Origin of the sequence: Microcoleus sp. F4-D5, from assembly GCF_036704885.1 — a bacterium.
Lineage (GTDB): Bacteria > Cyanobacteriota > Cyanobacteriia > Cyanobacteriales > Microcoleaceae > Microcoleus.
Genome location: NZ_JAUBSX010000009.1, coordinates 1 through 23,180 on the forward strand (window position 1 = coordinate 1; position 23,180 = coordinate 23,180).

Below are 23,180 nucleotides of genomic sequence, written 5' to 3' on the forward strand. Positions count from 1 at the left end.
TCGCTCATATTTCTGTCTCAAAAAAGATATCTGATGTTCTTTTACCACAAAATGTTACTATTTTGGAGATGTCTATTTAATATTAAGGGAAATCTATATCGGCTGATTGTTGATTTGGTTTATGTTTCTCAAAGAATCTACATCAAATATGTTCTGAATCACGCTGAGTATGATAAGGATGAGTGGAAAAATGATCCGTACTTTTGATGCAAAATCTTATACAGATTTACTTGTTCGCTATCAACCAAAACCGATCGCAAATGAAGCAGAAAACGAGGCCGCGATCGCGATCGCTTGCGAACTGGAACACCGCCCTATGCGATCGCTGGAGGAAGAGTTATTTCTGGAGCTTCTGATAACGCTGATTGAAAAATTTGAGGCTGAAAATTATCCAATTCCCGCAGGAAATGCTGCTTTAATGTTGCAACATTTAATGGATGCGAGAAATTTGGACAAATCCGATCTGATTCCTGTTTTGGGAACGGAAACAGAGGTTGAGAAAGTTTTTGTTAGCGGGAGGGCGATCGAAATAGATGAAGCCAGGAAGTTAGCCGATTTTTTCCACGTCGATATTAGTTTGTTTCTTTAAGGGCGATCGGCCTTATTTTAGCATTCAAGAGTGGACGATCGCAGATATTGAATCGGATTTATACGGTAATGACTGCACACAATCATACTGACTCAATATCAGAAACTAGGGTGCCGAAGATAGATTTCACAAAAGTTAAAGCTTCTTTGTTATCTATTAATAGTTTCCGTACAGCACCCTCATACTGTTTACAATCTTGGAATCCAAGTTCTTTCGTTATTTTATCTAAAGCAGGTGTTTCACGAACTGGATATCGTGAAAAAATTTCTGTCAAATTACCAAGATTAAGTGCATTTTCTAGCCGCTCCGACTCTTCTTTAACAAACTTATCCACCTCGATATAAACAGCTATTGGTTTGCCAGCAGCAATGTCTTGTTTTTTAGGTAAATTCCGAAAAAATTCTTCACGAATTGCCTTTTCAGCAGTTCGTCTACTTAGACGTTGAATATGTGGCCTGATTTCCTTAATCGCAGCATTCTTTGCTTTATCAACGTATGTATAAGGATCTCCTCCGAGAAGACTGGCTTGGCGTTGTGCAATAAGGCTTTGAATATATGGATGGTAATATATCGACTCAACTGAGAAGACCGAAAGGGCATATATGCCCTTCTCCTTAAGGAGATCAATGTCAGTTTCTGGTCGCCGATCGTTATCAATAATGCCAAAAGCACGAACCCAGTGAAGGTTGGCAGAGTCCCGGATGCTAGAAACGGTATGTTCGACATCTCGACAGCTTGATTTGGCAATAATGGATACGTTGGGAAATACTAGACTGTAAAGTGGCTTATCAAGACTTCTTTCAGTGCCTTCGATAAATAGCATTTTTCTACGCGCACCAAGGATATCTTTCTTGATGTCATCATCAATCTCAGTTTCGGGGGGAACAATATTTGCATCCCAACCACTTACAGAAGATCCCGCGTAGGTGCAGCCCCGAATGAGCAATGTACGCGCACTCGGATTGTCGAGGGGCAGCATCACATCATGTGTAGATACGATGAATGCACAATCATCTCGCTTAGAGAACAAATGTGTCAGGAGTGGTGAAATGATGGAGCGATGAAGGTGGCGCTCCGGCTCATCAATTAGCACTAAAGTACCACTCTTAACGGTTAACACGTTCGCTGCGATTAGCAAGGCATTACGTTCGCCGTCTGAAAGCTCCGCAACGCTGTAAGCAGTACCTCCACATTTGCTTGCAACTACCTGATCGTTTTCACTGACAGATATCTCAATAGGAATATTTGAAAGACGTAGAAGCTCGTTGATAATCTTTATAGGACCATCTTTTTTGGAAAGAGTTTCTGCATACTCCATCTTGTGGCTATCGACTGCGCCAGCAATTGCTCGATTACGTACGTTGTCAGCGTCAATGAGGTCATAAATCGAAATACTTGCACGTTGGCTAGCATAATCGTCTTTCCAGCAGCGTGCATATAGATTGGTGTCTCCACTTCGCATACCGTTTTCATAGTCTCGCTTTTGCTGAGACGATAAATCCATTGTGTTGGAAGAAAACCAAGTTTGGCGATGCGCCGATATCCACCGCGCATTATTATTATTATGAGAATAATGAAACATATATAAATGTTGCATCAGACTGGACTTTCCGGTGCCGTTAGCACCCATAATAAAAACTTTGTCTCCCACGTTGATAGGGAGATTGAGTGGTTGACCTGTAGTTCGAGGGATATCCCAATCGAAGGACATGATGGCGTTACCATTTAGACTCTTGTCATTTTACACAATACTTCTACTATAACAAGCTCGTCAAGCAGAGTTAATTCTTTAAATCTTCGAGAGGTTCATCAAAATCATCTGATCTCCAGATTTTATCTTTCCAAATTCCAAGTCCGCCTCGCTTTGTCGGCTTTTCTTGAGTTGAGTTTTTAGCCTGCTTTTCAATCAAAAACTCAATATAATGAAGCACTTCTGTCTGCCGAGACTCAGGGAGTTCTGCTAATTTTTCTAAAATGACTGGCTGTATCATGGTTTCTACTTGCGATCGCCCTATCTATTCCATTAAAGCACCAACACCCAATGTCAGCAACAGAATACCCCATGATCTAGCCCGATCGCCCTCACTCTACCCAAATCCCGATCGCACTAACACCATCATAATTGTGCAACTTGCCTAAAATCGCCCGATCGACTATTCTTCCTAGTAGATATCATCTTGATATAACAACAAACAAAAACATGACAGCAATATTACCGCCTTGGATAGTTTTAGACTCGCTGTTGCACAACTGGCTACTAGAAGATATCGGTAGGGGCGATCGCACGACATCGGCGTTATTTCCCGCAAACAGCATCCAGGGTAATGCTAAATGGATTGTCAAAGAAGCTGGTGTCATTGCCGGATTGCCAATTGCCGATCGCAGTAGTCCGCTGCACCAAAGTTGTTAGCTTGCACTCAATACTTGTTTGCTAAGACGAGATAGCTACCATACACAGCCATCAGTGGGAAATACCAACCCAAATACCGTGATACTTTGCCTGAGCCATAAATTTTAACTCCTGAGTACCCGTGCGTTTGTAGCCTAAAGCGTAAAACTTTCGGAAAATGCTGGGTCAGATGACTGATACCATAAACCGATGCTCCAGTAATTTTACTTTTGATGTAATTAGGATTCGGAGTTGTAAGCAGTAGTCTTCCACCAATCTTTAAAACTCTTTGAAACTCGCATAATGTTTTGTCTACGTCAGCAGGGTACAGGTGTTCAAGGAACTCACCAGCGACAATAACATCAACAACTTGATCCTCAATAGGTATATCTGTTGATAGACCATATACTTTTTGCGAATAGCATTCGGGAAGAGCATCCAATCTTTCCTGTACACAGTCAAGACCCAATAGCGTAAGGTTTGGGTTTAGCTCCTTGAGGCGTAATCCACCTCTACCAGTGTTGCACCCTACATCAAGGACTTTTATGGCTTCTTTCGGGAATAAATTGAAAAACTGCTCATATCTTTCAATGGTGAAAGGATCGTGTTCAGAAACATCTTGTTGGATATTCTGAACTTCATACTTCTCGTGCCGATTTACCATGTTTTATTTCTCCAAAATGAATAGAAAAACTACCTAGGTTCTCGAAATAGATATATAAGCCTGATTACTTCACCAAAAGCCAAAAACACCGCTCTATAATGACCTCGCACCAACTTAAGCATGAACACTCAAATATCAGTTTCAGGTGCACCCCCACCCACATCTCAGCAGGCTAACTATTCGTTGTGTCGCTGTTGTGGCATCACACCCAATTACAGGCTATAAAACTGCAAACATTGCTAGTTTACCACCGCAAAGCATCCGCCTGCTTTGGAGTCAGATGAACTGCTTTCTCCGGCACAAACTCTTTTTGCGATCAAAGGAAACCTGTCCATCCAATTAAAGCACCGACACCCAACTTTGTCAACTGATGGACTACCAAACTGCGCCGTTTGAGCAAACTGTTAGGGGTGGATATGGTGTTGCATAAAAGAGGTGGCGAGACTCAAACGCGATCGCGGCAAGATTGTTTTGGAAGTTGCATAAAATTACTCTATCGACTATTGTTCCTAGTAGATATCATCCCAAATCTGGCTTATGACTTACGCGAAATACCACAGAAACCGGGTTTTTTACCAGTGTTAAAGGCTAAAATCCAGTATTTTCGTAAAAAACCCGGTTTCTGCGTCCCGCCGATCGCCCTAACACCGATCGCTCTCTTCCTTAAGATAAAAACAAAGAAAACATGACAGCAATATTGCCGCCTTGGATAGTTTTAGACTCCTTATTGCACAACTGGCTGCTAGAAGATATCGGTAGGGGCGATCGCACTACATCGGCTTTATTTCCCGCAAACAGCATCGAGGGTACTGCTAAATGGATTGTCAAAGAAGCTGGTGTCATTGCCGGATTGCCAATTGCCGATCGCACATTTAAACTTTTAGACAGCAACCTCAGTTTCATCCCCCAAGTACCGGAAGGGAAACTGTGCCAAAAAGGAGAAGTAATTGCCGAGATTTCCGGAAATTTCGATGCGCTGCTAACCGGAGAAAGAGTAGCTTTAAACTTGGCAATGCGTTTGAGCGGCATCGCTACTTTAACTAAAAAATATGTTGACAAAATTGCCGATTTGCCCGTGCAATTGGTGGATACGCGCAAGACAACGCCGGGGTTGAGATTGTTGGAAAAATACGCAACTCAAGTCGGCGGTGCTTGCAATCACAGGATGGGATTAGATGACGCGGTGATGGTGAAAGACAATCACATTGCGGCGGCTGGGGGAATTGCCGAGGCGATCGCCCTAATTCGCAATTCTATCCCGTATCCGCTGACGATCGAAGTCGAAACCGAAACTCTTGCTGAAGTAGAAACAGCTTTGCAGCACAAAGCCGATATTATTATGTTAGATAATATGTCCTTGGATTTGATGCGGCAGGCTGTGGCAATAATTCGCCAAAAGAGCGATCGGGTAAAAATTGAAGCTTCCGGCAATGTTACTTTAGAAACAATTAGGAGTGTTGCAGAAACCGGAGTTGACTATATTTCTACCAGTGCTCCGATTACGCGATCGACTTGGCTGGATTTGAGCATGAAAATTAATAGTAATACCCGCAGTCCGGCAGGGGTTTAAACCCCTGCCTCAAAGCTGAAGTCCTCTAAAAGAGGACTAAGAGACATCTCCAAAAAAGAACTTGAAACCCAAGTCAAGCCTAAGCTAAAATCTAATTTCTGGAGAAGTCTAATGAATTATTCAGTCCTCTTTTAGAGGACTTTCGCTATGAGCCAGGGGTTTAAACCCCTGGCGGTATTTGGGGCCCGATCGATATTTCGGCTGAATTTGATATCAATGGGCAATTCCGTGTCCGACCTTGCTGAGAGTCAACTGTCAACTATTGGTTAGTTATTACCAATAACCAATAACCAATAACCACTAACTACTAACAAATTACTACTTCGAGATAAAATGAACCCAAAAATTCCCGTCAGGTATACAGAGACTGCGGATTAAGCGGTAAGTATAGTGCAAGTAAGCACCGCTGACACTTGTATCGTAGCCAGTTCGGAACCACTCGCCATAGGGATCGTGGACGAAGAATCCCTCGCTGTCGTAGCCTGATGCAACTATAATGTGACCGAAAGACGTGAAGTATCCGTGGATGACAGCAGGATTTCCGCTGGCTAGCCAATCTTGAACGTCATCAATAGTTGCATTCTCGGTAAAGAAATCTTGAGCGCCGTAATCTCTAACAATCTTTGCTAAATCGTAGGGGTCCCAGCGACTGTAACCTTTGGCGATCGCATATTCGTAAAGTTCGTCTTCATATTGCCCGGTTTCTTTGCGCCGTGGCACCTTCAAAAAGTCCAGACACATCGCTAATGAAGTTACATTGCAAGAACCTGTAGGATTGTTCAAGTTATCCATTTGCGATAGATAAGGAATGCCAAGCCTGACAGTTGGGGGATTCGGTTTGGGATAAAATAGAACGCCATCTTGAGTAATTTGAGCGTGTGCTCCGAAAACATACCAAATCCCTGAACCTTTGAAAGACTCGTTGCGGAGAGCAACTCTGATGTGACCGCGAGCCGGAGCATAAGCCAGGATCTCAAACTCTTTTCCGGCTGGTATTACTTGTTTTTCCAAGTCCTGAAGTTGAGAAGACGCCAGCGGTTTTGATTTAAAAATCGTGTCTCTGAGCGTTTTCAGGATTAGGGGATGTGTGGGAATCTCCTCTGGTTTGGTTTCGATCAGCTTTTTGGCTGTGACTGCTCCCAAAAAACCCGGTTCGCCGCACTTCATCAGAGTTTGAAATCGGTGGAGAGTGGCGGTAGAGAGAGGGCCAAAAATTCCGTCTACGGGAGGCTTTAGTAAACCGAGGTCAATGAGACGGCTTTGAATTTGGCCACTGAGTTCGTCGTCTGCAGCGATTGCTTTGGCATCGTACCTAATTTTTGAGTTGAGAAAGTTTTGTAATTTCATGCTTGCCTGCCCCTGTCAATCGATTTTAGATTTTAGATTTTAGATTTTAGATTTTAGAATTACGATCGCCGATCGATCTGGTTTCCCTAGACTAAATTGCTTGCTCGTCAATAATTCCCCGTTTATCCTCTCATAAAATTACGGTAATCTTGCCATCGATTTTAGATTTTAGATTTTAGAATTACGATCGCCGATCGATCTGGTTTCCCTAGACTAAATTGCTTGCTCGTCAATAATTCCCCGTTTATCCTCTCATAAAATTACGGTAATTTGCCCGACCGTCCGTACCTTAAAGACTTCATATTAATTATTGGAGACACGCTGAGATCTGGCACCATTCTCAATAAGCTGCTTGCGGGCGGGCTAGAAGATCCCAATCCACAAGACTCTTTGTGGAAAATGCCCGAAAGCCGGTTAAGCGAGAATGGTGCCAGATGTGAGTACAAACCTTTAAGGCGAAGGTCGATCGAATTTCACGCACTATTGACTAAAAATCCCTGATGCTCATTGACATTGTTTCTGCCCAATGCCCAATGCCGTTGGATGCCTCAAAAGCACAGCGATGGTGAATTGCCCTGTTGAGGCGATGTCGGATTTATGCTTCGTTCGGGCGAATTACCACAACACCCATCGCGTCGGGAGACAGATATTTGACGGCGGCTTCTCGGAGATTCTCGGCAGTCTGAGCTTGGATGCAGGCGGCATAGTTGAGGGCGGGAGCGATATCTCCTACCATCGACTGATAGTAACCGTACAAACTTGCTCGATCGCTCGGAGTTTCGTTACCAAAGATAAACCGATTTGCTACTTGCGTGCGGATGCGGGAAATTTCGGCATCTGTCACCAATTCGGTTTGGAGAGTGCGGATGTGTTGGACGATCGCAGCTTCCACTGCTGCCAAGTTTTCTGTCGGTAGTTGAGCGGAAATCGAGAACACGCCGCCTAGTCGCTGAGTCATGTTGCTGACCGAAATTGACGAAACTAGCCCTTTTTCTTCGCGCAAATCATGAACCAAGCGAGTTGTGCGGCCGTGACCCAATATTGTCGCCAAAACGTCGAGGGCATAAGTTTCGGACATTTCCGCGAAACCTGGCACGCGCCACATCACGATCAGTCGCGCTTGCTGAAGGGCAGGGTCTACAAATTCGCGGCGGACTGTTTCTGTAAACGGGGATTCTTGCCCGTAGTTGAGGGTTTGGGATTCTGGGTGAAAGTTGCCGACAGCAGGCACATTTATTTTGTTGTTTCGTGCTGTGCTTTTTGCGGCAAAACTGTCTGCGACAATTTCTATTAGTCGATCGACTGGCAAATTGCCGACAGCTACGGCTGTCATCGCCCCTGGGTGATATCTGCTGCTGTGGAAATCCCGCATTTGTTGCGCTGTCAACTGTTCGATTACCGCAGTCGGGCCGAGTACCGGTCGCTTGTAGGGCAGGACTTCAAAGGCTAATTCCATCGATCGCTGATAGGTGCGGCGGCGGGGATTGTCTTCCGATCGTCTAATTTCTTCTAAGACTACCAGCCGTTCTCGATCGAAGGCGTCGTCGGGAATGCTGGCGTTGAGCAAGACATCGACTTGCAGGGGAGCTAGTTCGGCAAAATCTTTAGGGGCTGTGGTGATGTAATAGTTAGTGTAATCTTGGCTGGTGGCTGCATTGGTGACAGCGCCGCGCTGCTCGATCGCGCGCTCAAATTCTCCGCTTTTGATGCTCGGAGTTCCCTTAAAAATCATGTGTTCTAAAAAGTGAGCCATGCCGTTGATGTCGTCGGGTTCGACGGCTGAGCCTAAATTGAGCCACACGCTGAGGTTAACAGCATCGACCGGCAAGTGTTCGGCTATAACTGTCAGACCGTTGGGGAAATGGCGGACTGTTGGGGCGTTTAGGGGCGATCGGGGGAAGGTTTTGAGCAGGGTTGATGTCATTTGGCTTTTAAATTTATCTTGTTCTCTCTATCTTAAAGGGTCATCCGATTTTAGATTTTAGATTTGAGATTTTAGATTGAGCCCACGGCTGATGGTTGGTGGGGATGTTGTCGGGGGCGATTCCCTACCCTTCGGGAACGCTTCGCGAACGGGATAGCTTCGCTTCACGCGAAATACGAGAGCGGTGAGGGCGTGAGGGTTATGAGAAATCACTGCGATCGACAAAACAAAAGTTGATTTCTTAAAACTTGCAAGTTATAGTCTTGTTTGAATTTAGCCTTTAATCCCTTCTTTTCGCATTCAAGTTTCGGAGTTGCCAATGCAATTTGAGTTTCTGATTCCAAAACGCCCTGTATCTTTGCAAACGAGGCAGAGAAGCAAGCTACAGGATTGGCAAGCATTTGTGCGTACAGAAGCGTCAAAAACTTGGGTAGGAACTCCTTATTCAGGAAACGTTCATTTAACTTTAGTATACCTCTATGATACTGACCCTGTTGACACAGAAAATATAATAAAGCCCATACAGGACGCACTAATTGGGTTAGTTTATGAGGATGATTCACTTGTCACAGATGTGGAGTCGCATCGTCGCTCGCTTAGCGGCACATTTGACGTTGCTCTATGTCCGTTATTGTTGCTGCATGGCATAATATCTGGCCGTGAGTGCGTTTACGTTAGAATATGTCAAGCGAAAGCACTGGAGAGCTATCTATGACCGCTAAATTAATACACGACACATCTGTGTCTAAAATTGCTGAAAAATATCGGCAAGCAGGCTATAGAGTATTTGTTGAGCCTGAACCTGAAGACATCCCTTTCGATTTAGGGACATATCGCCCAAATTTGATTGCAAAAAGGAACGAAGCCGAAGGTTATATCATCGAATTCAATGGTTCTGGTAGGCAAACATCCATAGAAAGGTTGAGAGAAATTGCTGAAATAGTTTCTCAACATACCGGCTGGCGTTTCTTGTTAATTACTGAAGAAGATGCTTTACTGAAAGACAACTCCCCTGAAGTAAATCTATTATCTTGGCAACAGATTTTTAGTATAAAATCGCAGAGTGAACGTCTAATCTCATTAGGAGAAAATGAAGGCGCGTTTTTGTTACTTTGGGTAATAATTGAAGCACTCCTTCGTAGGCGAGCTGAGGATGTTAGTATTCCAATTGAAAGATTTCCAACTGTATCTCTGATCAAACATATGTATTCGCAAGGAGAATTTTCAATAGAAGAGTACGATCGAGCAATGCTACTTAAAAGCCTAAGAAATCGATTTATTCATGGATTTCAGACACCAGAAATCAATGAGTCTGTATCTGAATTGCTCGCCCTTGTCAATGAATTAATAAGTTTATGGGCGCCACAAGCATCTGGGTCCTGAGAGGAGGTTCCGCAAAAGGAGCGTGCTAACTGCGCTTCACAAAGTCCGCGCGATCGCACTTATCCCGAGCAAGAATCGCCCTAGCCAACAAGTGAGATAGAAGCGTGAACCCTTAACTTTGTTGATCTGCTATTTCTCAACAGGCATTTGCCACTTAGAAATATTTGCCCAAGTCCTCTGTTTTTTGGTGACAGCATTCGATGGAAAATCGAAGATTGAATAAAAACTTAGTATTTCCACAACCAGCTTTTCAACGATTTTGGCGATCGACTTCGGGGAAAATCGGCTTAATTTTGACTGTAGCGCTGACGAGCTCGGCACTGTTGGCCCCCCTACTTTCCCCTTACGATTCGGCGGTCGATCGAGATTATTTGTTGCGCTTAGTGGCTCCTAGCGCTAAACATTGGTTTGGCACCGACGGTTTGGGGCGAGATTTGTTGGTGCGGGTGTGGCACGGATTGGGGATATCTTTAGTCGTCAGCTTGGTTTCTGTGGGTGCGGGTTTAATTTTAGGAGCGCTTTTGGGGCTGGTGGCGGGGTATTTTCGCGGGTTGCTGGAAATTGCGATCGGCACTTTGGCGGATATTTTGCTAGCTTTTCCTTCGATTTTACTGGCGATCGCGGTTGTTACCGTCACCGGGCCGAGCCTGCAAAGCGTAATTATCGCCGTCAGCCTCGTGCAAATTCCGATTTACATCCGCTTAACTCGCAGTATGGTGCTGTCTCTGCGGGAACAAGAATTTGTTTTGGCTGTCAAGGCCTTGGGCGCCAGCGATTTACGGATTATTTTTCGCCACATTTTGCCGGGAAGTCTGGCGCCTCTAGTTGTACAAGCAACTCTTTCGACTGGTACGGCAACACTAGAAGCTGCTGGTTTGGGTTTTTTGGGTTTGGGCGCACAGCCGCCCGCCCCGGAGTTGGGAACTATGCTTTCTGATGCTTTTAAGGGCGGATACGCTCTTTCGTCTCCTTGGACGATCGTGTTTCCGGGTTTGCTGATTACCTTGACTGTTCTGGGTTTCAATCTTTTGGGCGACGGGCTGCGAGACGCTTTAGACCCCAGATCCAATGCTGCGGCAAGGAAATAGCAATATTCAGGACTTACGCAGCAAGCACAGTATTTGAGCCATACTCTGCCTCCTCTAAAAAATTGTTCATGTATGCTCAAATTTTTAGTAACATTTGTAAGTCATATCCTTTCCGATTGCATCGGTTAACCTGTTCGTCTGGAACGCCTTCGAGAGCGATACCGGGAATATCTGAACCATGGTGCAGCTTTTTTCAGTTATACTTTTGCATAATAATCAATAGTAACTTTTCAGCAACGCATCAGTTTACGACAAGTGTTAACCAGAGATTGTTAGATTGGATACTATCAACAAATAGGCCAGCTTGAACAGCGACTTACAAAAGTTATCAAAAGCGATCGCACAGCATGAATTTATTAAAAGCGATCGCACAGCATGAATTATGTCCAATCCGGCTATATCTGAAAGCATGAATTATATCAAATCCGGTTATATCTGAATGATATAGAAGTGCGAGCCTCCCGCTCGCTATCGAAAGCAAGGCGCGAGAGTGGGAGGATTTCTCTTCTGCCCTCTTCCCCTTTCCCTCTTCCTTCGATATTCTGGGATTATTTCAAGGAAGAAATCCGCACTCTGACCATCGTGCCACTGCTATTCAAAGCGCACAGAAATCAGCTTCTTTGTAAAACTCCACAGTTCATTTTTAAAACAGCAGTCTATTTCTTTTGCCCGCTTTCGTTTTAATAAAGCCTTGATTTGTTACCTTCCACTGAAAAATTCGGCACGGTTGCGCCACTGTGAATCTTCGGTGTAAGCTAAGGCTACTCGTTTTGGATCGCGGGTATTCCAGGCATCTTCTGCGGCTTGAACTTGAGTTTTAGCAGTTTCCCGCGTAAAAGGCGACATTGGTGGTTTAGTTTCCATCGGGTTGAATGATTTTGCTCCTTTTTAACGAGTCATCGAACTTAGCCTCATAATGAACACAGCACAAGACCACTATAACCAGCAACTTGCTGCTGTTTACAGTTGGATGTCAGGAAATCCTGAAGCAGCGATCGAACGAAATCACGCTCTTTTTTGTCAATTGGCGATCGACTCCGCACCGCGAGGATTAGCCATTGATTTAGGTGCAGGCTCAGGATTTCAATCTATTCCTTTAGCGAAATTAGGCTTTTCGGTAGTAGCTATAGATTTCTGTGATGCCCTACTTTCAGAGTTACGCGATCGCGCTAAACATCTTTCCATCCGTACCATTCACGACGATCTGCTTAATTTCTCGCAACATATTCAGGAACAGGCGCAGATCATTGTTTGCATGGGCGACACACTTACACATCTAGAATCATTGAGTGCTGTCGATTCATTACTTTTGGACATTGAGCGCTGGCTGATTGAGGATGGGATGTTGATTTTAACTTTCCGCGATTATGTTTCAGCAGAGCTTCATGGAACTCAGCGTTTTATTCCTGTGCAAAGTGATGAATTTACCATCCTTACTTGTTTCTTGGAGTATCAGGAAAACAGCGTAGCAGTCCATGACTTACTCTATCAAAAACAGGGCGATCGGTGGTCATTCAGTGCCAGTTCTTACCAAAAACTGCGGCTGAATAAAAATTGGTTGTGCGATCGGCTATCTGAAATAGGTTTACAGGTACTTCAGAACGAGATGATTAATGGAATGGTTTGTATCGCTGCCAAGAAATTTTAACCTGAAGTTCCCTCCTGCGGGGAACTTCAGGTTAAAAAGTCAACAGAGGATGCTTCACCGTGACCAGAAGTTACTGAAGGCGCTTCTGATAAACTTCAGATGTTAGGGCGATCGCAACCCTTCTGTCAAAGACTTGATTTGAGTCGCATTTGCCTCTCGCTTTTGGGCGATCCCCACAATCTAGCAGACAAATGTCAATCACCTTAGCTTATGTAAGTTAAGTAGGTCTGTTCCCATCGCACTTAACTTAGATACCGACTCTCCCCGATCCCTCTTCCCTTCCGATCCCTCCCAAATAGCCCTTGCGAATATTCACCACTCATGTATGACTTGACTGATGTCACGATGTACGCGAAACTTTACATACAACTGATGTATTGCTTCTAAATATTAATAAGTTCTGTTAAGTTGTGACTCAAAACCTATCAATTCGTCAAAATTGATATAGCACTTTGTCAGTCAGCCAACTCTCAAGAAGCGACTTCAGGAGGCATCGTCCCTGGCTTGCTGGTGTCGGTGTCTGATCTCACTATTCCTATTCAGTCAGCCCGAACTATGGAAACACTAGAGTTTGTGATCTATCCAGATGGCCGCGTACAGGAAACAGTCACCGGCATTGTCGGTGCTTCCTGTGCTGAGGTAACGGCTGCAATTGAAGCTCAGCTCGGCGTGGTGCTTCATCAAGAGTCAACATCTGAGTATTTCACGCAAGCGCTGCATCAGTCAGCCGAAGCGACGGCCCAAGTGGCTTTTAGCGATTGGTAATTTTTTTTGTTGAGTTCACTTAAATTTTTTTGGAATCACCATGTCACACTTTAGCCAAATTAAGACCCAGATCCGCAATTTGAATTCTTTGGAAGCTGCTTTAACTGACTTGGGTATCGACTGGAAGTCGGGCCCGACTGAGGTGCGCGGCTATCGCGGCCTAACCAGCACCGCTGAGGTGGTGATTGAGCAAGAAAACGGCTACGACGTAGGTTTTAGCTGGAACGGGACTGAGTATGAATTGGTGGCTGACTTGCAGTTTTGGCAGCAAGCTTGGTCTGTAGACCGTTTTCTGAATAAGGTGACTCAGCGCTACGCTTACCATACTGTGGTGAATGAAAGCGCTAAGCAGGGTTTCCAAATTTCTGAGCAAAAGCAAAATCAAGACGGTTCGCTCCGCTTGGTGGTGCAGCGCTGGTGCGCTTAATAGTTTTGCAAGATTTTTGCAATCTTGTCTCATCAAAGTCCGCCTCTGCGGACTTATTTACTCTTGTGGGGGTCTAAATGTCTGAGCTTTCTGAACTCGGAATAGATACAGCAAGCGATCGCTCTGGTTTAGAGCCGGAGTTGGGAGGTTTTTTGCGGGATGCGCCCGATCGCTCTGGTTTGGAACCGGAGTTGGGCGGCGTGTTGCGCCAAAAAGGTGTCTATGTTGATGAGATTACCTGCATTGGCTGCAAGCACTGCGCTCACGTTGCTCGCAATACTTTTTATATTGAACCGGATTACGGTCGATCGCGCGTAGTTCGACAAGACGGGGATTCTGAAGAGTTGATTGCTGAGGCGATCGATACTTGTCCGGTGAATTGCATTCACTGGGTTGATTACACCGAACTCAAGAATCTGGAAGAAGAACGCAAGGATCAGGTGATTCCTGTCGTTGGCTTTCCCCTTGAGTATGCGACGATTCGGTCTCGTGGTCGCCAGCGGAAAAAAGCTAAATTGGGCGATCGCAAGTTCAAAGGTAGCCCTTGAAATCCCCAATTTCCATCTGCTGCTTGAAACCTGCGGCTCAAACAACAAAAACAGCCCGCCGGGGCTGTTTTTTGTATACATTGTATAGTCAAATTTATTTGAGAGGATGGTGCTCAGCGAGAATCTTCTCAACTCTAGCTTCGTCGATTCTGGCAGTTAAGGTTGATGCCTCGTTGTTATCCCGAATGGTTTTTGCTAAAGTAAAAGACGAGCCGATTGAAAAAGTTAAACCCATACCCATAAAAGCTTTCTGCCAGGGGTCTACCTGTAAATAAATGATACCTACAGTAGTTGCGGAAATGGCAAGAATAAAAGAAACCCAGCACTGAAGTATCCAAGCATTAGTATCTTTTTGGCGTATGATTTGTTTCTGCATAGTGCCTCTAAGTCAAATATATCTTTTGGTTCCTTAACTTAAAGAATAGATAGCGTGAGTGAAGCGGTCAGGAGAGGAAGGGACAGTTTTGATAAGTGAACAGTGCGATCGAACTTTTTACTAAAAATTAGAACGCTGTAGATAGGGTTTAAGGCTCAAGGAAGACTCGGAGCGAGTAGACAGTTGAAAAACTGGACTAAGGGAGATTGATTTGGGATGATTTACTCACTGGTTTTAGGGAGCATTTTCAAAAGTTCTTTTCGCTTCTTGCAGGACTTTACCATACCCGACTGGTGCACCTTAGCGATGAAAGGAGCTGGATTCCCCCGCATACATCCTCGCATATTTTCTAAGGCATTTACAAAAGCTTGTGCCACTACAACTCCAGAAACATCGCCGTCCACAAATGCAAAAAGCCGTACATTGCCTTCAGCCACGGCTTCTAACTCCAAAGTACGGCTAGCGATTTTCTGGTCCTTTGTTAATACCACCCAATTGCCCTCTCCAACTATCCTCAGCCAATCCTTATCCTCGATATCTTGCTTAAAATGATCGTCGTGAATTTCTACTGTAGCCCCCTTCTTTCGTAGTGAATCTGCCAGTTTCTTTCCTAAACATCTGTCTATGAAAAATATCTCATTCATGCTGCTACTAGCGGAAGTTCGCAGCGAATACCTTCCTCTATTTGGAGCCGATTGCAATTGTAGTCTTCGGCAAGTTCATCGATGGAATCTCCAGCTTTGTAACGTTCCGCCAGTATAGCTGTGGGAATGCCAGTTTCAGCTAAAACTGGTCGGCCAAAGGAGATTCTGGGGTCAATCATCACTGTTTTAGGTTCGTCGGCACCTGGTAGCTTCGTGAAAGGGTAGAGTTTGATAGGTAATCCAGCTTCATCTCGTACAATGCGATCGAAATAAGTTTTTAGAATCTGCCTTGCTTCCTGTTCCCTATCGGATGCTGCAAGCTGCTGTCCGAGTCTCTCAAACAAAAGAGCTATTCCCTCGATTTGAAATTCAATTCCACCGTATAATTGAGGAGTCGAAAGATGACGGTTGATGTAGTCGAGTTCAGTGCTAAGTTGTTTTCGGGAGAAGCCAGTAGCCTTAAAAATGGCAATCAAGACATGAGCCTCTACCAAATTTGTGAAAGAAAGTAGTGTAGTTTTGGACTGGGGAAGCAGTTCAAAATTGTTGGGGTTAGGTAACTTAATCAGTGGCTCAAAGAAGCGCTTGTCCGCTTTTGTTTTCGAGGACCAGCCACCAACCCAATCTCGCAACCTATCCTTCCGCACCCTGAGATATTGCGCTGCTTGAGGGATAGAATATATAGGAATCTCGCGCGGATCGAAGTTGTTAGTATCAAGCATAGCAGTTGTCCTAATCCTAAATACTTATATGTTTGCACAGTTCGCGGGCGATCGCAAAAATCTCTCCCTTCCATACCCAGATATCCGACTTCTTACGGATTATATCAAATCTGTTAGCATCGGAATTATTCCTATATCTCTTCTCTTAATCTGCGTGAATCTGCGTCAATCCATTTTCATCTGCGTTTAAGCAATTCTCTTTTTTTTACCGCAGATACAGGCAGATTAACACAGATTAACGCAGATGAATTAGATCGAGTCCGGTTGCACCATCCATCGGAAATTGTTGACTGTTGACTGGATTTAACTATTGCGATGCAACCGGAATTGATATTACTTATTTTTTTGCTGAGTCTTCGCTTGTTCGATCGCAATTTCCCTCACTGCTTGCAAAGAACTCAAATTCGATGCACCTTCAATTGCCTTCACCGCCAAATCTTGAACCTGTTTCAAAGCAGAATCCAGTTGTTTCGACAAGCTAGCAAGGCGCGCATCTTGATTTTGAATTGTCTGCAACATCCCTTGAATTTGCAGTTCATAATTTTGCTTTTGCCCTTCGATATCTTTAGCAGACAAATCAGCCTTAACTTTAGCTTGATAATTGCCAATATTGCGGCCGTTATCTTTCCCGTTCTTGATATTAGCTTCCAGTTCTTTCGGAAAAGCTTCTACCTTAGCTTTCACCTCAGCATAAAGTTTTTCCCGTTCCGCAATAGATTTTTCGCGTTCCGCCCACTGTTTCTCCTGTTCTTGCTGAAACTCTTCGATTTCTTGATACAGCCTTTTCTGGCGCTGTTGGTATTCTTCGATGTCCAGATTTCGCTGAAGATTCAAATCGTAATTATACAATTCTTCATCCCGCTGGCGAGCTTTTTGTTGATTCTCATTGCGTTCTTTAACGGTCAACTTTTGCAGTTCCTGCTCTTTTTCCCAAGCTTGCCGGCGTTCCAACAATTCCTGTTCAACGGTTTCGCGCTGTTCGCTGAGTTCGCCAGCAAAACTTTTCGCGCTTTCTTCGTACTGTTGAATTAAATTGTCCAGCGTATCTTCTGCAACATCTTCTAAACTGTGCAACTCTTGCAGTTGTTGAATTTCCTCGCCCACGGTGCGCCGCAATTCTTCGACTTTAGCAGCTTCCGAAGTTAATTTCTCAGACAACTCGCTGACAGCGCCGCCAAAGCCAAATTGCAGCAAAATCAAATTATCGATTGTGGACTGCATTTTTTGTGGATTTTGAGTTAAAGCCATTGGTTTTGATGCCTCCACAATAGGTTTTTCTGGGACTGCTGTTTGCTTTTGGGAAGCTTTTAGCTGTTGGATTTGCGATTCTAACTGCGCTTTTTCTTGCGCTGCTTCCTTGTACGCTTCTAAGATTTCAGCCTTGGTGCTTTTGTCGCTAACTTTTTTGTTCATGACTTTTCATTTCTTAATAGCGTGGAAAATTTCTGTCATTTTTTCGTAAGGTGTGTGTTGCACACCCTACTAAGTTTTAAGCTTTGCTGGCAAAAGCTTTCATTGCCAAATCTTGCGCTTGCTTCATCGTGGCTTGCAGTTGCGCGGAAATTTCGGCAATTTGTTCGGTTTGTCGCTCAATAGTCTGCTGTAAAGATTGCACTTTCAATTCATATCCTTGCTTAGTGCTTTCCCATTCTTTATCCACTAAATCTGCCTTGACTTTAGCTTCGCGGGAAACTTCTTGAATTGCTTCTTCTTTGGCTTTGACATAAGCCTGTTTGAGTTCTTCTTCAAAGCCGGCGGCTTTTCTTTGATTCTCTTCAAACTCGGCTTGATTGTCGCTGAGGATTTTTTCCCGTTCTACCCAATTTTTTTCTTTTTCGCGGGTAGATTCTTGCAAATGCCGTTCTAGTTTGCGCTTCGTTTCTTCGTATTCGTCGGTTTCGATTTTGCGGGTGCGCTGTAATTCGTATTGATAATCGGCTGTTTCTTCCTGACGCTTTTTAGTTGTGAGTGCAGTCTCTTCTTGAACTGCTGCATCAAATTCTTGCTGTTCTTTTTCCCACAGCTTGCGTTTTTGGGTCGTGTCTTTTTCGATTATTTCGCGCTGGTTTGCTGCGTTTTGTTCGAGCAGGGTCAATTTTTCTCGGTGCTCTTGAGTTAAAATGTGGAGGGCGTCTGCTACAACTCTGATTTGCTGCAACTCTTGCAATTGTGCCGCTTCAATTTCGATCGCGCGTTTTAATTCGTCTAATTTTGAAGATTCCGCCTTCAGTTTTTCCGAAAGTCCGCTGATGATGCTGCCGAAATCTAATTGCAAGTCAGCCAAGCCTTTGACGATGCTGTCAATTGTGTAGGTGGAAGCGACTTCGAGGAGTTGTTTGTTTTTGGCTTTTTCGGCTGACTGTTCTTTGGTTTCGACTTTAGATTCGATCTTTTTTTTGTCTGCTAAAATCTGCTGAAAGTTTTGCAAAATTTGGGCTTTGCTATCCTTGGCAGTTGCTATTGTCATAATGTTTGCTTCTCCTGATTCTATTTTTTCGATGCTTGTGAGTGACAAATTTTCAGTTATTCTAAGTTGCGGAGTTGGCTGAGAATGGCTCGGTATTTTCTGGCTGCGTCGGGTTTTTCTTCGGGATTGGCGCTGGCTAGAGTTCTGAGAATTTTCCAGCAGCGATCGCACCGATTTCCTTCCAAGCAACCGCACTCATCAATTATACTCAAAAGTGTACCTTTTAGCAATTGATTTTCGGCTAACAAAGCTCGGTAATTCCGCTGGACGGATTCGGCAACTAAAGTCATGTGTTGGAAGTCTTCGCTGAGACTTTCGATGTCGTTAACTGCGTCTGCCCGAATTTGGTCTAGCAGCTCAAGATTCTCATTCAAACGGCTTTCTTGCAGGTTTGGTTTGGTTTTCAGCTTGGTTAATTTCTTCATTTCAGTCTGTGGTAACAGTTATGGTAAAGGCGCAATTAAATCGCGCCTTTACAACAAAATTAGAACAAGTCAGCAGTTAATTGTTCTTCGGCTGGCGGTAGCGACATACCGCCGTTGGAATTCAAAGCCATAGCATCGCTTTCACCGCTAGCGTGAGCAGCCATCAAGCAGGCAACTTGCTGCGCTGGCAGGTTATCTAAACACACCATAGCTTTTGTTCCTTCTAAGTCAATCATCCGCGATTGATTGCTAGAATCAGACAAAACTGCTGCCGCTTGGTCGATAACCGCCCAATCTTTCCGCTCGTTCCAAGACCATTTTAAGCTGTAGTAGTTGATCGGTTTTACTACTCCGCTGTCGTCAGGTTTCTGACCGGAATGTTTGACAAATTCGGGAATAAAAATTCCAGTTGCAGGCTCTACGCCGCGAGATTGAACTGATGCTACCAATCGGTTAAAATCGTTCAAGCTGCGGTTTTTGATGTATGTTACCATGACAACTCCTTGCGGCAGTTCGCCGGTTTCTGCGACAAACCACAGTTGACCCCACAGTGTGTGGGAAGTTTGACCGAGGGAACCGAAAAATTTGGAGAATTTGAGGATTGTCATGGAACACTTGGAACCGTAGTCTGTATCGCCGATCGCCCACTGGCCGCTTTGGCAATTGTTACGTACTGCGATCGGGATTTCTGGTACTAACAAAGCATTGCTCGGTTTGGCACCAAATACTGAAAATGTAGGTCTTTCTTGTGTTTTAGTCATTGTTCGTTTTTCCTTATTTCTTTATTGCTGCTTTACGGGGAATTGGTAATTGGTAATCCGTTAAATCTCGTACATTGCTCGTGGCCGAACTTCGATTACCTAATCAGATGTGTTGTCGCTTTTGGTTCTGGATAGGTGTACTCAAGCATCGCCTCTTGTTGAGCTTTGATAATCCGCAGCGCGGCGAGCAAATGCTCTAATGTTTCTAGGTGCGCTGGGGTGAAGTGGATGCTGAAGCCTTCGCCATCCCGCGCGTAGCCGGGACAAACCAGTGAGGCTGAGCTTTGTTCTTCGTGGGTGGCGATGTATAGCCAGTCATCGTCTTCGAGCTTGTAATGCGTGTCTGTCCAGGTTCTCAGCATTTGCGATCTGCTCCTCCTTATTTGCTGCGTACAAGCGTTTTGACGCCCAGCGCTTCTCACTCCTCTGAAGTTGACGACGCTATATGTAGCGTGTGAGCTAGGCTAATTTGCACCCTTAACCCTACCAGTCGGGGTTAAAAGGTTGATTAAACCGTCAACTAATCTCATGGTAGCCTGGGTTGATTTTCCCGTCAAGTATTTTGTTGAACTTTTCATCAAAACAGGCTAGAATGCTTGTCAGGAGGCAAAAAACCGTGGAACAAACATTTGGAAGACTGATCCGTCAAGCTCGCAAGGACAAAGCTTACTCACAACGTGAGCTAGCTGCTATGCTAAGTGTGGACTTTACTTATTTGTCGAAGTTGGAGAACGATCGAGCGGATTATGCGCCAAAAGAGGACGTAATCCGAGCATTAGCGCGGAATCTAGACATAAACGAAGAGGAATTGATTTTCTTGGCGGGGAGGCTGCCGCAGCAGTACGAAGCGCTGCTGAAGCAGAATCCGAAGGAAATGCAGGCTCTTTTCCGCCGGATGCAAGAAAATCCAGATTGGCTCAAACAGTCTTTTGAAGCGTAAGAGAGGCCCCTCATAGTGAGTATTTTTAAGCCGTATTGCTTCTATCCCAAAGAAACGATCGAGCGTTTTGCAAATGACATCTTGATGCAGATGCAGAAAACGCAAAATTTTGCTCCGAGATGGCCTTTTGATGCGACAACGGTTGCTGATTTTCTGGATTTGGGCGTAGTTTGGGAGTGCATTGAACCGGATGAAGAAGGTGCGATCGCCGCGAGGATTTTGCCGCAGCAGCGGTTAATCGAAATCAACGAACAGATTCTCGAAAAACCGCCGGGGTTCATCGAATCGACGATCGCCCACGAAATCGGCCACTGGGTGCTGCACGTCAATCAAGACGAAGCAGACGGCACTGTGGAACAGTTGGAATTAAACTTGGGCGATCGAGGAAAAACCGCCCAGGATGTCGGGGAACCGTTTGTTTGTCGGGGTGCGAGTGCTGATAATAAGGTTTTGTCGATCGAATGGCAAGCGCAATATTTTGCAAGCTGTTTGTTGATGCCTCGGTGTATTTTGGAGGAAAAAAGACAGGGACGCGATTTAACAAAGTGGTCGCATTTATACAAAATTAGAGATGAATTGGGAGTGAGCATTTCCAATTTGACAAACCGCTTGCAAGAATTCGATTGGATTTACATTCCCAAGGGAACGCGCGAGATTTATGCCGGGAAAGATGCGGCCAACGGGCAGCAGCGGTTGTTTGGATAGAATTTGATGAAATTTGAGATGAGAGAATTGCGATCGGTTCTCCAATCTCAGATATTTAAAATTAGATTGAAATAATGAGGCTGCCAAATGGAAACCAAACGAGTAGCAGACTTGACAGTTGAAGAACTGCAAGCGATAATTCTCCCAACCAAACGAGTATCGGACTTAACCGTTGAAGAACTGAAAGCGATAATTACGGAAGTAGTAGATCGGCGGTTAACTTGTTGGCTAAATTTAGTCAATAAAAATCCCTCACCTGTGCTTCCTTCCCGAACCAAAGAAGAACAAATGGAGATAAATCTAGCTGCAATTGAGTGGTTAGATAAATGGGCAGAAGAAGGAGACGCTGAGGAACAGACAGAGACATTTGAATACTTGCAAAAAGTATTAGATGAAGACCGCCTGTCATCCCAGCGACTTTTATTTCAAAAACAATGATTGTATTATTAGATGCTGGTCCTTTAGGAACATTAACAAATCCCAAAGGGTCGGCTGTGACAGTGGAATGTCGGATGTGGATGCGCTCTTTGCTGCTCAAAGGTTACAGGGTGATTTTACCTGAAATAGCAGATTACGAAGTGCGACGAGAGTTGCTGCGTGCAAATAAACTGGCAGGACTTAGACGGCTTGATGACTGGAAAGAAAGGCTTGAATACTTGCCAATCACAACGCCAGTAATGCTCAAGGCGGCTCAGTTGTGGGCCCAATCCCGTCAAGCAGGAATCCCGACAGCAGACCCCAAAGAACTTGATGGAGATGTGATTTTAGCGGCTGAATGTTTGCTGATTGTTGAAGGTGGAGAAGAGGTTGTTATTGCTACAACAAACGTGGGGCATTTGTCGAGATTTGTGGATGCTCGCGAGTGGCGGGATATTGAGTAATGGTGGATACTAAAGTTAAAAGTTACACTTGAAATTACATTTTATGCTAACCAATATTGAAATCCTGCTGGCAGCTTGTCAAGAGTTAAATATCCCTTACGAAATCCTGCATCCTTCCCAAAACTTGATTAGACTCAAACAGGGTGGCGAAGAATATTATTTTGTCAATTACATGACGCCATTTAACAGCGCCTCAGTAGCAGATATTTTTAAAGACAAAGAATATACCTATCAACTATTAAACGGCAAAATAAATACTCCCAGAACTCTCGGTTTTGTCTCGCCTCACTGCGAGGAGAAGTATAAAAAGTATTTGAGTTTCCCAGATATTGAATCAATAGTTTTAGAAGTAAACAAAAAATTCGCTTTCCCGGTGATTCTCAAAAGAAATCGCGGTGCTGGTGGCAACAATGTTTTTTTGTGTGAAACTAGAGAGCAAATTAAAGCAGCCCTAGAAATTATATTTAACGTCAACAGCAAAGATTATGACTATGTGGCGCTAGCTCAAGAATACATCGAAATTGCACACGAATATCGGGCTGTTTTCTGCAAAGAAAAGCTAGTTTTGCTGTACGAGAAAGACAAATCTCAGGCTGAATTTGCGGGCAATTTAAGCCCGCTGCACTGGGAAGGTGCAAAAGCCAAACATATAATTAACCCAAATCTCATGTCTGAGATTGAAGATTTTGTGAAACCTGTTTTTGCAGAAATTGCGATTAATTATGCTGGGCTTGACATCGCGCTAGATAAAAACGGAGCATATTGGTTGATTGAAATTAACTCAAGTCCCAATTACGATATTTTTGTCAGAGATAACGATCGCCAAATTGTGGTAACAATGTTTAAAGGCATCCTAGAGAGCTTGATTGTTTACAAAAAGCCGTGAATGATCGATTTGAGAAATGCGTTTTACTTTA

The 23,180-nt window shown here is 44.3% G+C and carries 28 protein-coding genes and 2 pseudogenes; 16 read left to right on the forward strand and 14 right to left on the reverse strand.

Annotation, left to right across the window (positions count from 1 at the left end):
• Positions 1-51: 51 nt before the first annotated feature.
• Together QUA80_RS06340 and QUA80_RS06345 are read left to right on the forward strand one after the other, a co-directional pair.
• Positions 52-207, forward strand: coding sequence for a type II toxin-antitoxin system HigB family toxin (locus QUA80_RS06340; RefSeq protein WP_333422676.1), 156 nt, complete (start codon positions 52-54; stop codon positions 205-207).
• Positions 191-589, forward strand: a complete 399-nt coding sequence (locus QUA80_RS06345; RefSeq protein ID WP_333422459.1) for a transcriptional regulator — start codon at positions 191-193, stop codon at positions 587-589. The genes QUA80_RS06340 and QUA80_RS06345 overlap by 17 nt, the downstream gene beginning before the upstream one ends.
• Positions 590-671: 82 nt before the next feature.
• Here QUA80_RS06345 and QUA80_RS06350 read toward each other — a convergent pair whose 3' ends face one another.
• On the reverse strand, positions 672-2,300 hold the full coding sequence (locus QUA80_RS06350) for an AAA family ATPase (protein ID WP_333422461.1): 1,629 nt from the start codon (positions 2,298-2,300) through the stop codon (positions 672-674).
• Positions 2,301-2,370: 70 nt separating this feature from the next.
• Entirely contained in the window at positions 2,371-2,580 is a 210-nt protein-coding gene (gene vapB, locus QUA80_RS06355; protein WP_333422463.1) for a type II toxin-antitoxin system VapB family antitoxin, read from the reverse strand.
• Between the two features lie 209 nt (positions 2,581-2,789).
• Between vapB and QUA80_RS06360 the strand changes: the two are divergent.
• Positions 2,790-2,972 (forward strand): annotated as a pseudogene (locus QUA80_RS06360) (carboxylating nicotinate-nucleotide diphosphorylase); the annotation flags it as partial.
• Positions 2,973-3,006: 34 nt separating this feature from the next.
• Here QUA80_RS06360 and QUA80_RS06365 read toward each other — a convergent pair.
• Entirely contained in the window at positions 3,007-3,642 is a 636-nt protein-coding gene (locus QUA80_RS06365; RefSeq protein ID WP_333422465.1) for a class I SAM-dependent methyltransferase, read from the reverse strand.
• Between the two features lie 685 nt (positions 3,643-4,327).
• On the opposite strand from QUA80_RS06365, the gene nadC reads away from it, so the two are divergent.
• Positions 4,328-5,212 carry a carboxylating nicotinate-nucleotide diphosphorylase gene (nadC, locus tag QUA80_RS06370; RefSeq protein WP_333422467.1) on the forward strand — a complete coding sequence of 295 codons (885 nt, stop codon included), beginning with the start codon at positions 4,328-4,330 and terminating at the stop codon, positions 5,210-5,212.
• Between the two features lie 318 nt (positions 5,213-5,530).
• Here the strand turns inward: nadC and QUA80_RS06375 are convergent, their stop codons facing one another.
• A complete protein-coding gene (locus tag QUA80_RS06375; RefSeq protein WP_333422469.1) occupies positions 5,531-6,559 on the reverse strand; it encodes a C39 family peptidase in 1,029 nt (342 codons plus the stop codon).
• Between the two features lie 595 nt (positions 6,560-7,154).
• The gene (locus QUA80_RS06380) at positions 7,155-8,483 is read right to left on the reverse strand and encodes a pitrilysin family protein (protein ID WP_333422471.1); all 1,329 of its coding nucleotides are present in this window, start codon (positions 8,481-8,483) and stop codon (positions 7,155-7,157) included.
• A gap of 319 nt (positions 8,484-8,802) precedes the next feature.
• On the opposite strand from QUA80_RS06380, the gene QUA80_RS06385 reads away from it, so the two are divergent.
• The 3 genes from QUA80_RS06385 (at position 8,803) to QUA80_RS06395 (ending at position 10,954) form a co-directional block, all read left to right on the forward strand.
• The gene (locus QUA80_RS06385; protein ID WP_333422473.1) at positions 8,803-9,198 is read left to right on the forward strand and encodes a RusA family crossover junction endodeoxyribonuclease; all 396 of its coding nucleotides are present in this window, start codon (positions 8,803-8,805) and stop codon (positions 9,196-9,198) included.
• Positions 9,195-9,866 carry a hypothetical protein gene (locus QUA80_RS06390; protein ID WP_015176936.1) on the forward strand — a complete coding sequence of 224 codons (672 nt, stop codon included), beginning with the start codon at positions 9,195-9,197 and terminating at the stop codon, positions 9,864-9,866. The genes QUA80_RS06385 and QUA80_RS06390 overlap by 4 nt, the downstream gene beginning before the upstream one ends.
• Before the next feature lie 215 nt (positions 9,867-10,081).
• Complete coding sequence (locus QUA80_RS06395; RefSeq protein ID WP_333422476.1) at positions 10,082-10,954, forward strand: ABC transporter permease; 873 nt, start codon at positions 10,082-10,084, stop codon at positions 10,952-10,954.
• A 591-nt stretch (positions 10,955-11,545) separates the two neighbouring features.
• Here QUA80_RS06395 and QUA80_RS06400 read toward each other — a convergent pair.
• Positions 11,546-11,818 (reverse strand): annotated as a pseudogene (locus QUA80_RS06400) (DUF1348 family protein).
• 52 nt (positions 11,819-11,870) lie between these two features.
• Between QUA80_RS06400 and QUA80_RS06405 the strand changes: the two are divergent.
• From QUA80_RS06405 to QUA80_RS06420, 4 genes are all read left to right on the forward strand, one after another.
• Positions 11,871-12,602, forward strand: coding sequence for a class I SAM-dependent methyltransferase (locus QUA80_RS06405; RefSeq protein WP_333422478.1), 732 nt, complete (start codon positions 11,871-11,873; stop codon positions 12,600-12,602).
• Positions 12,603-13,157: 555 nt separating this feature from the next.
• Positions 13,158-13,367, forward strand: a complete 210-nt coding sequence (locus QUA80_RS06410) for a DUF2997 domain-containing protein (RefSeq protein WP_015176940.1) — start codon at positions 13,158-13,160, stop codon at positions 13,365-13,367.
• Positions 13,368-13,407: 40 nt separating this feature from the next.
• On the forward strand, positions 13,408-13,794 hold the full coding sequence (locus QUA80_RS06415) for a DUF1257 domain-containing protein (protein ID WP_333267231.1): 387 nt from the start codon (positions 13,408-13,410) through the stop codon (positions 13,792-13,794).
• Positions 13,795-13,871: 77 nt separating this feature from the next.
• On the forward strand, positions 13,872-14,342 hold the full coding sequence (locus QUA80_RS06420) for a ferredoxin (RefSeq protein ID WP_333422480.1): 471 nt from the start codon (positions 13,872-13,874) through the stop codon (positions 14,340-14,342).
• Positions 14,343-14,436: 94 nt separating this feature from the next.
• Here the strand turns inward: QUA80_RS06420 and QUA80_RS06425 are convergent, their stop codons facing one another.
• The 8 genes from QUA80_RS06425 to QUA80_RS06460 form a co-directional block, all read right to left on the reverse strand.
• Positions 14,437-14,718 carry a YiaA/YiaB family inner membrane protein gene (locus QUA80_RS06425; RefSeq protein ID WP_333422481.1) on the reverse strand — a complete coding sequence of 94 codons (282 nt, stop codon included), beginning with the start codon at positions 14,716-14,718 and terminating at the stop codon, positions 14,437-14,439.
• Between the two features lie 221 nt (positions 14,719-14,939).
• The gene (locus QUA80_RS06430; RefSeq protein WP_333422482.1) at positions 14,940-15,362 is read right to left on the reverse strand and encodes a PIN-like domain-containing protein; all 423 of its coding nucleotides are present in this window, start codon (positions 15,360-15,362) and stop codon (positions 14,940-14,942) included.
• On the reverse strand, positions 15,359-16,084 hold the full coding sequence (locus QUA80_RS06435) for a DUF433 domain-containing protein (RefSeq protein ID WP_333422484.1): 726 nt from the start codon (positions 16,082-16,084) through the stop codon (positions 15,359-15,361). The genes QUA80_RS06430 and QUA80_RS06435 overlap by 4 nt, the downstream gene beginning before the upstream one ends.
• Before the next feature lie 333 nt (positions 16,085-16,417).
• The gene (locus QUA80_RS06440) at positions 16,418-17,497 is read right to left on the reverse strand and encodes a hypothetical protein (RefSeq protein ID WP_333422486.1); all 1,080 of its coding nucleotides are present in this window, start codon (positions 17,495-17,497) and stop codon (positions 16,418-16,420) included.
• A gap of 76 nt (positions 17,498-17,573) precedes the next feature.
• The gene (locus tag QUA80_RS06445) at positions 17,574-18,551 is read right to left on the reverse strand and encodes a hypothetical protein (RefSeq protein ID WP_333422488.1); all 978 of its coding nucleotides are present in this window, start codon (positions 18,549-18,551) and stop codon (positions 17,574-17,576) included.
• A 56-nt stretch (positions 18,552-18,607) separates the two neighbouring features.
• Positions 18,608-18,976, reverse strand: a complete 369-nt coding sequence (locus QUA80_RS06450) for a hypothetical protein (protein WP_333422490.1) — start codon at positions 18,974-18,976, stop codon at positions 18,608-18,610.
• A gap of 59 nt (positions 18,977-19,035) precedes the next feature.
• Entirely contained in the window at positions 19,036-19,737 is a 702-nt protein-coding gene (locus tag QUA80_RS06455; protein WP_333422491.1) for a hypothetical protein, read from the reverse strand.
• A 95-nt stretch (positions 19,738-19,832) separates the two neighbouring features.
• Positions 19,833-20,099 (reverse strand): hypothetical protein, encoded by a 267-nt coding sequence (locus QUA80_RS06460; protein ID WP_006634886.1) that lies wholly within the window; start codon positions 20,097-20,099, stop codon positions 19,833-19,835.
• A gap of 254 nt (positions 20,100-20,353) precedes the next feature.
• Between QUA80_RS06460 and QUA80_RS06465 the strand changes: the two genes are divergently transcribed.
• From QUA80_RS06465 to QUA80_RS06485, 5 genes are all read left to right on the forward strand, one after another.
• Positions 20,354-20,677 carry a helix-turn-helix domain-containing protein gene (locus QUA80_RS06465; protein WP_172189318.1) on the forward strand — a complete coding sequence of 108 codons (324 nt, stop codon included), beginning with the start codon at positions 20,354-20,356 and terminating at the stop codon, positions 20,675-20,677.
• Between the two features lie 15 nt (positions 20,678-20,692).
• The gene (locus QUA80_RS06470; protein ID WP_333422493.1) at positions 20,693-21,382 is read left to right on the forward strand and encodes an ImmA/IrrE family metallo-endopeptidase; all 690 of its coding nucleotides are present in this window, start codon (positions 20,693-20,695) and stop codon (positions 21,380-21,382) included.
• 87 nt (positions 21,383-21,469) lie between these two features.
• Entirely contained in the window at positions 21,470-21,820 is a 351-nt protein-coding gene (locus tag QUA80_RS06475; RefSeq protein ID WP_333422494.1) for a hypothetical protein, read from the forward strand.
• Positions 21,817-22,263: a nucleic acid-binding protein gene (locus QUA80_RS06480; RefSeq protein ID WP_333422495.1), complete on the forward strand. Its 447-nt coding sequence runs from the start codon at positions 21,817-21,819 to the stop codon at positions 22,261-22,263. The genes QUA80_RS06475 and QUA80_RS06480 overlap by 4 nt, the downstream gene beginning before the upstream one ends.
• Positions 22,264-22,306: 43 nt before the next feature.
• Positions 22,307-23,149, forward strand: coding sequence for a YheC/YheD family protein (locus QUA80_RS06485; protein ID WP_333422497.1), 843 nt, complete (start codon positions 22,307-22,309; stop codon positions 23,147-23,149).
• Positions 23,150-23,180 lie beyond the last annotated feature (31 nt).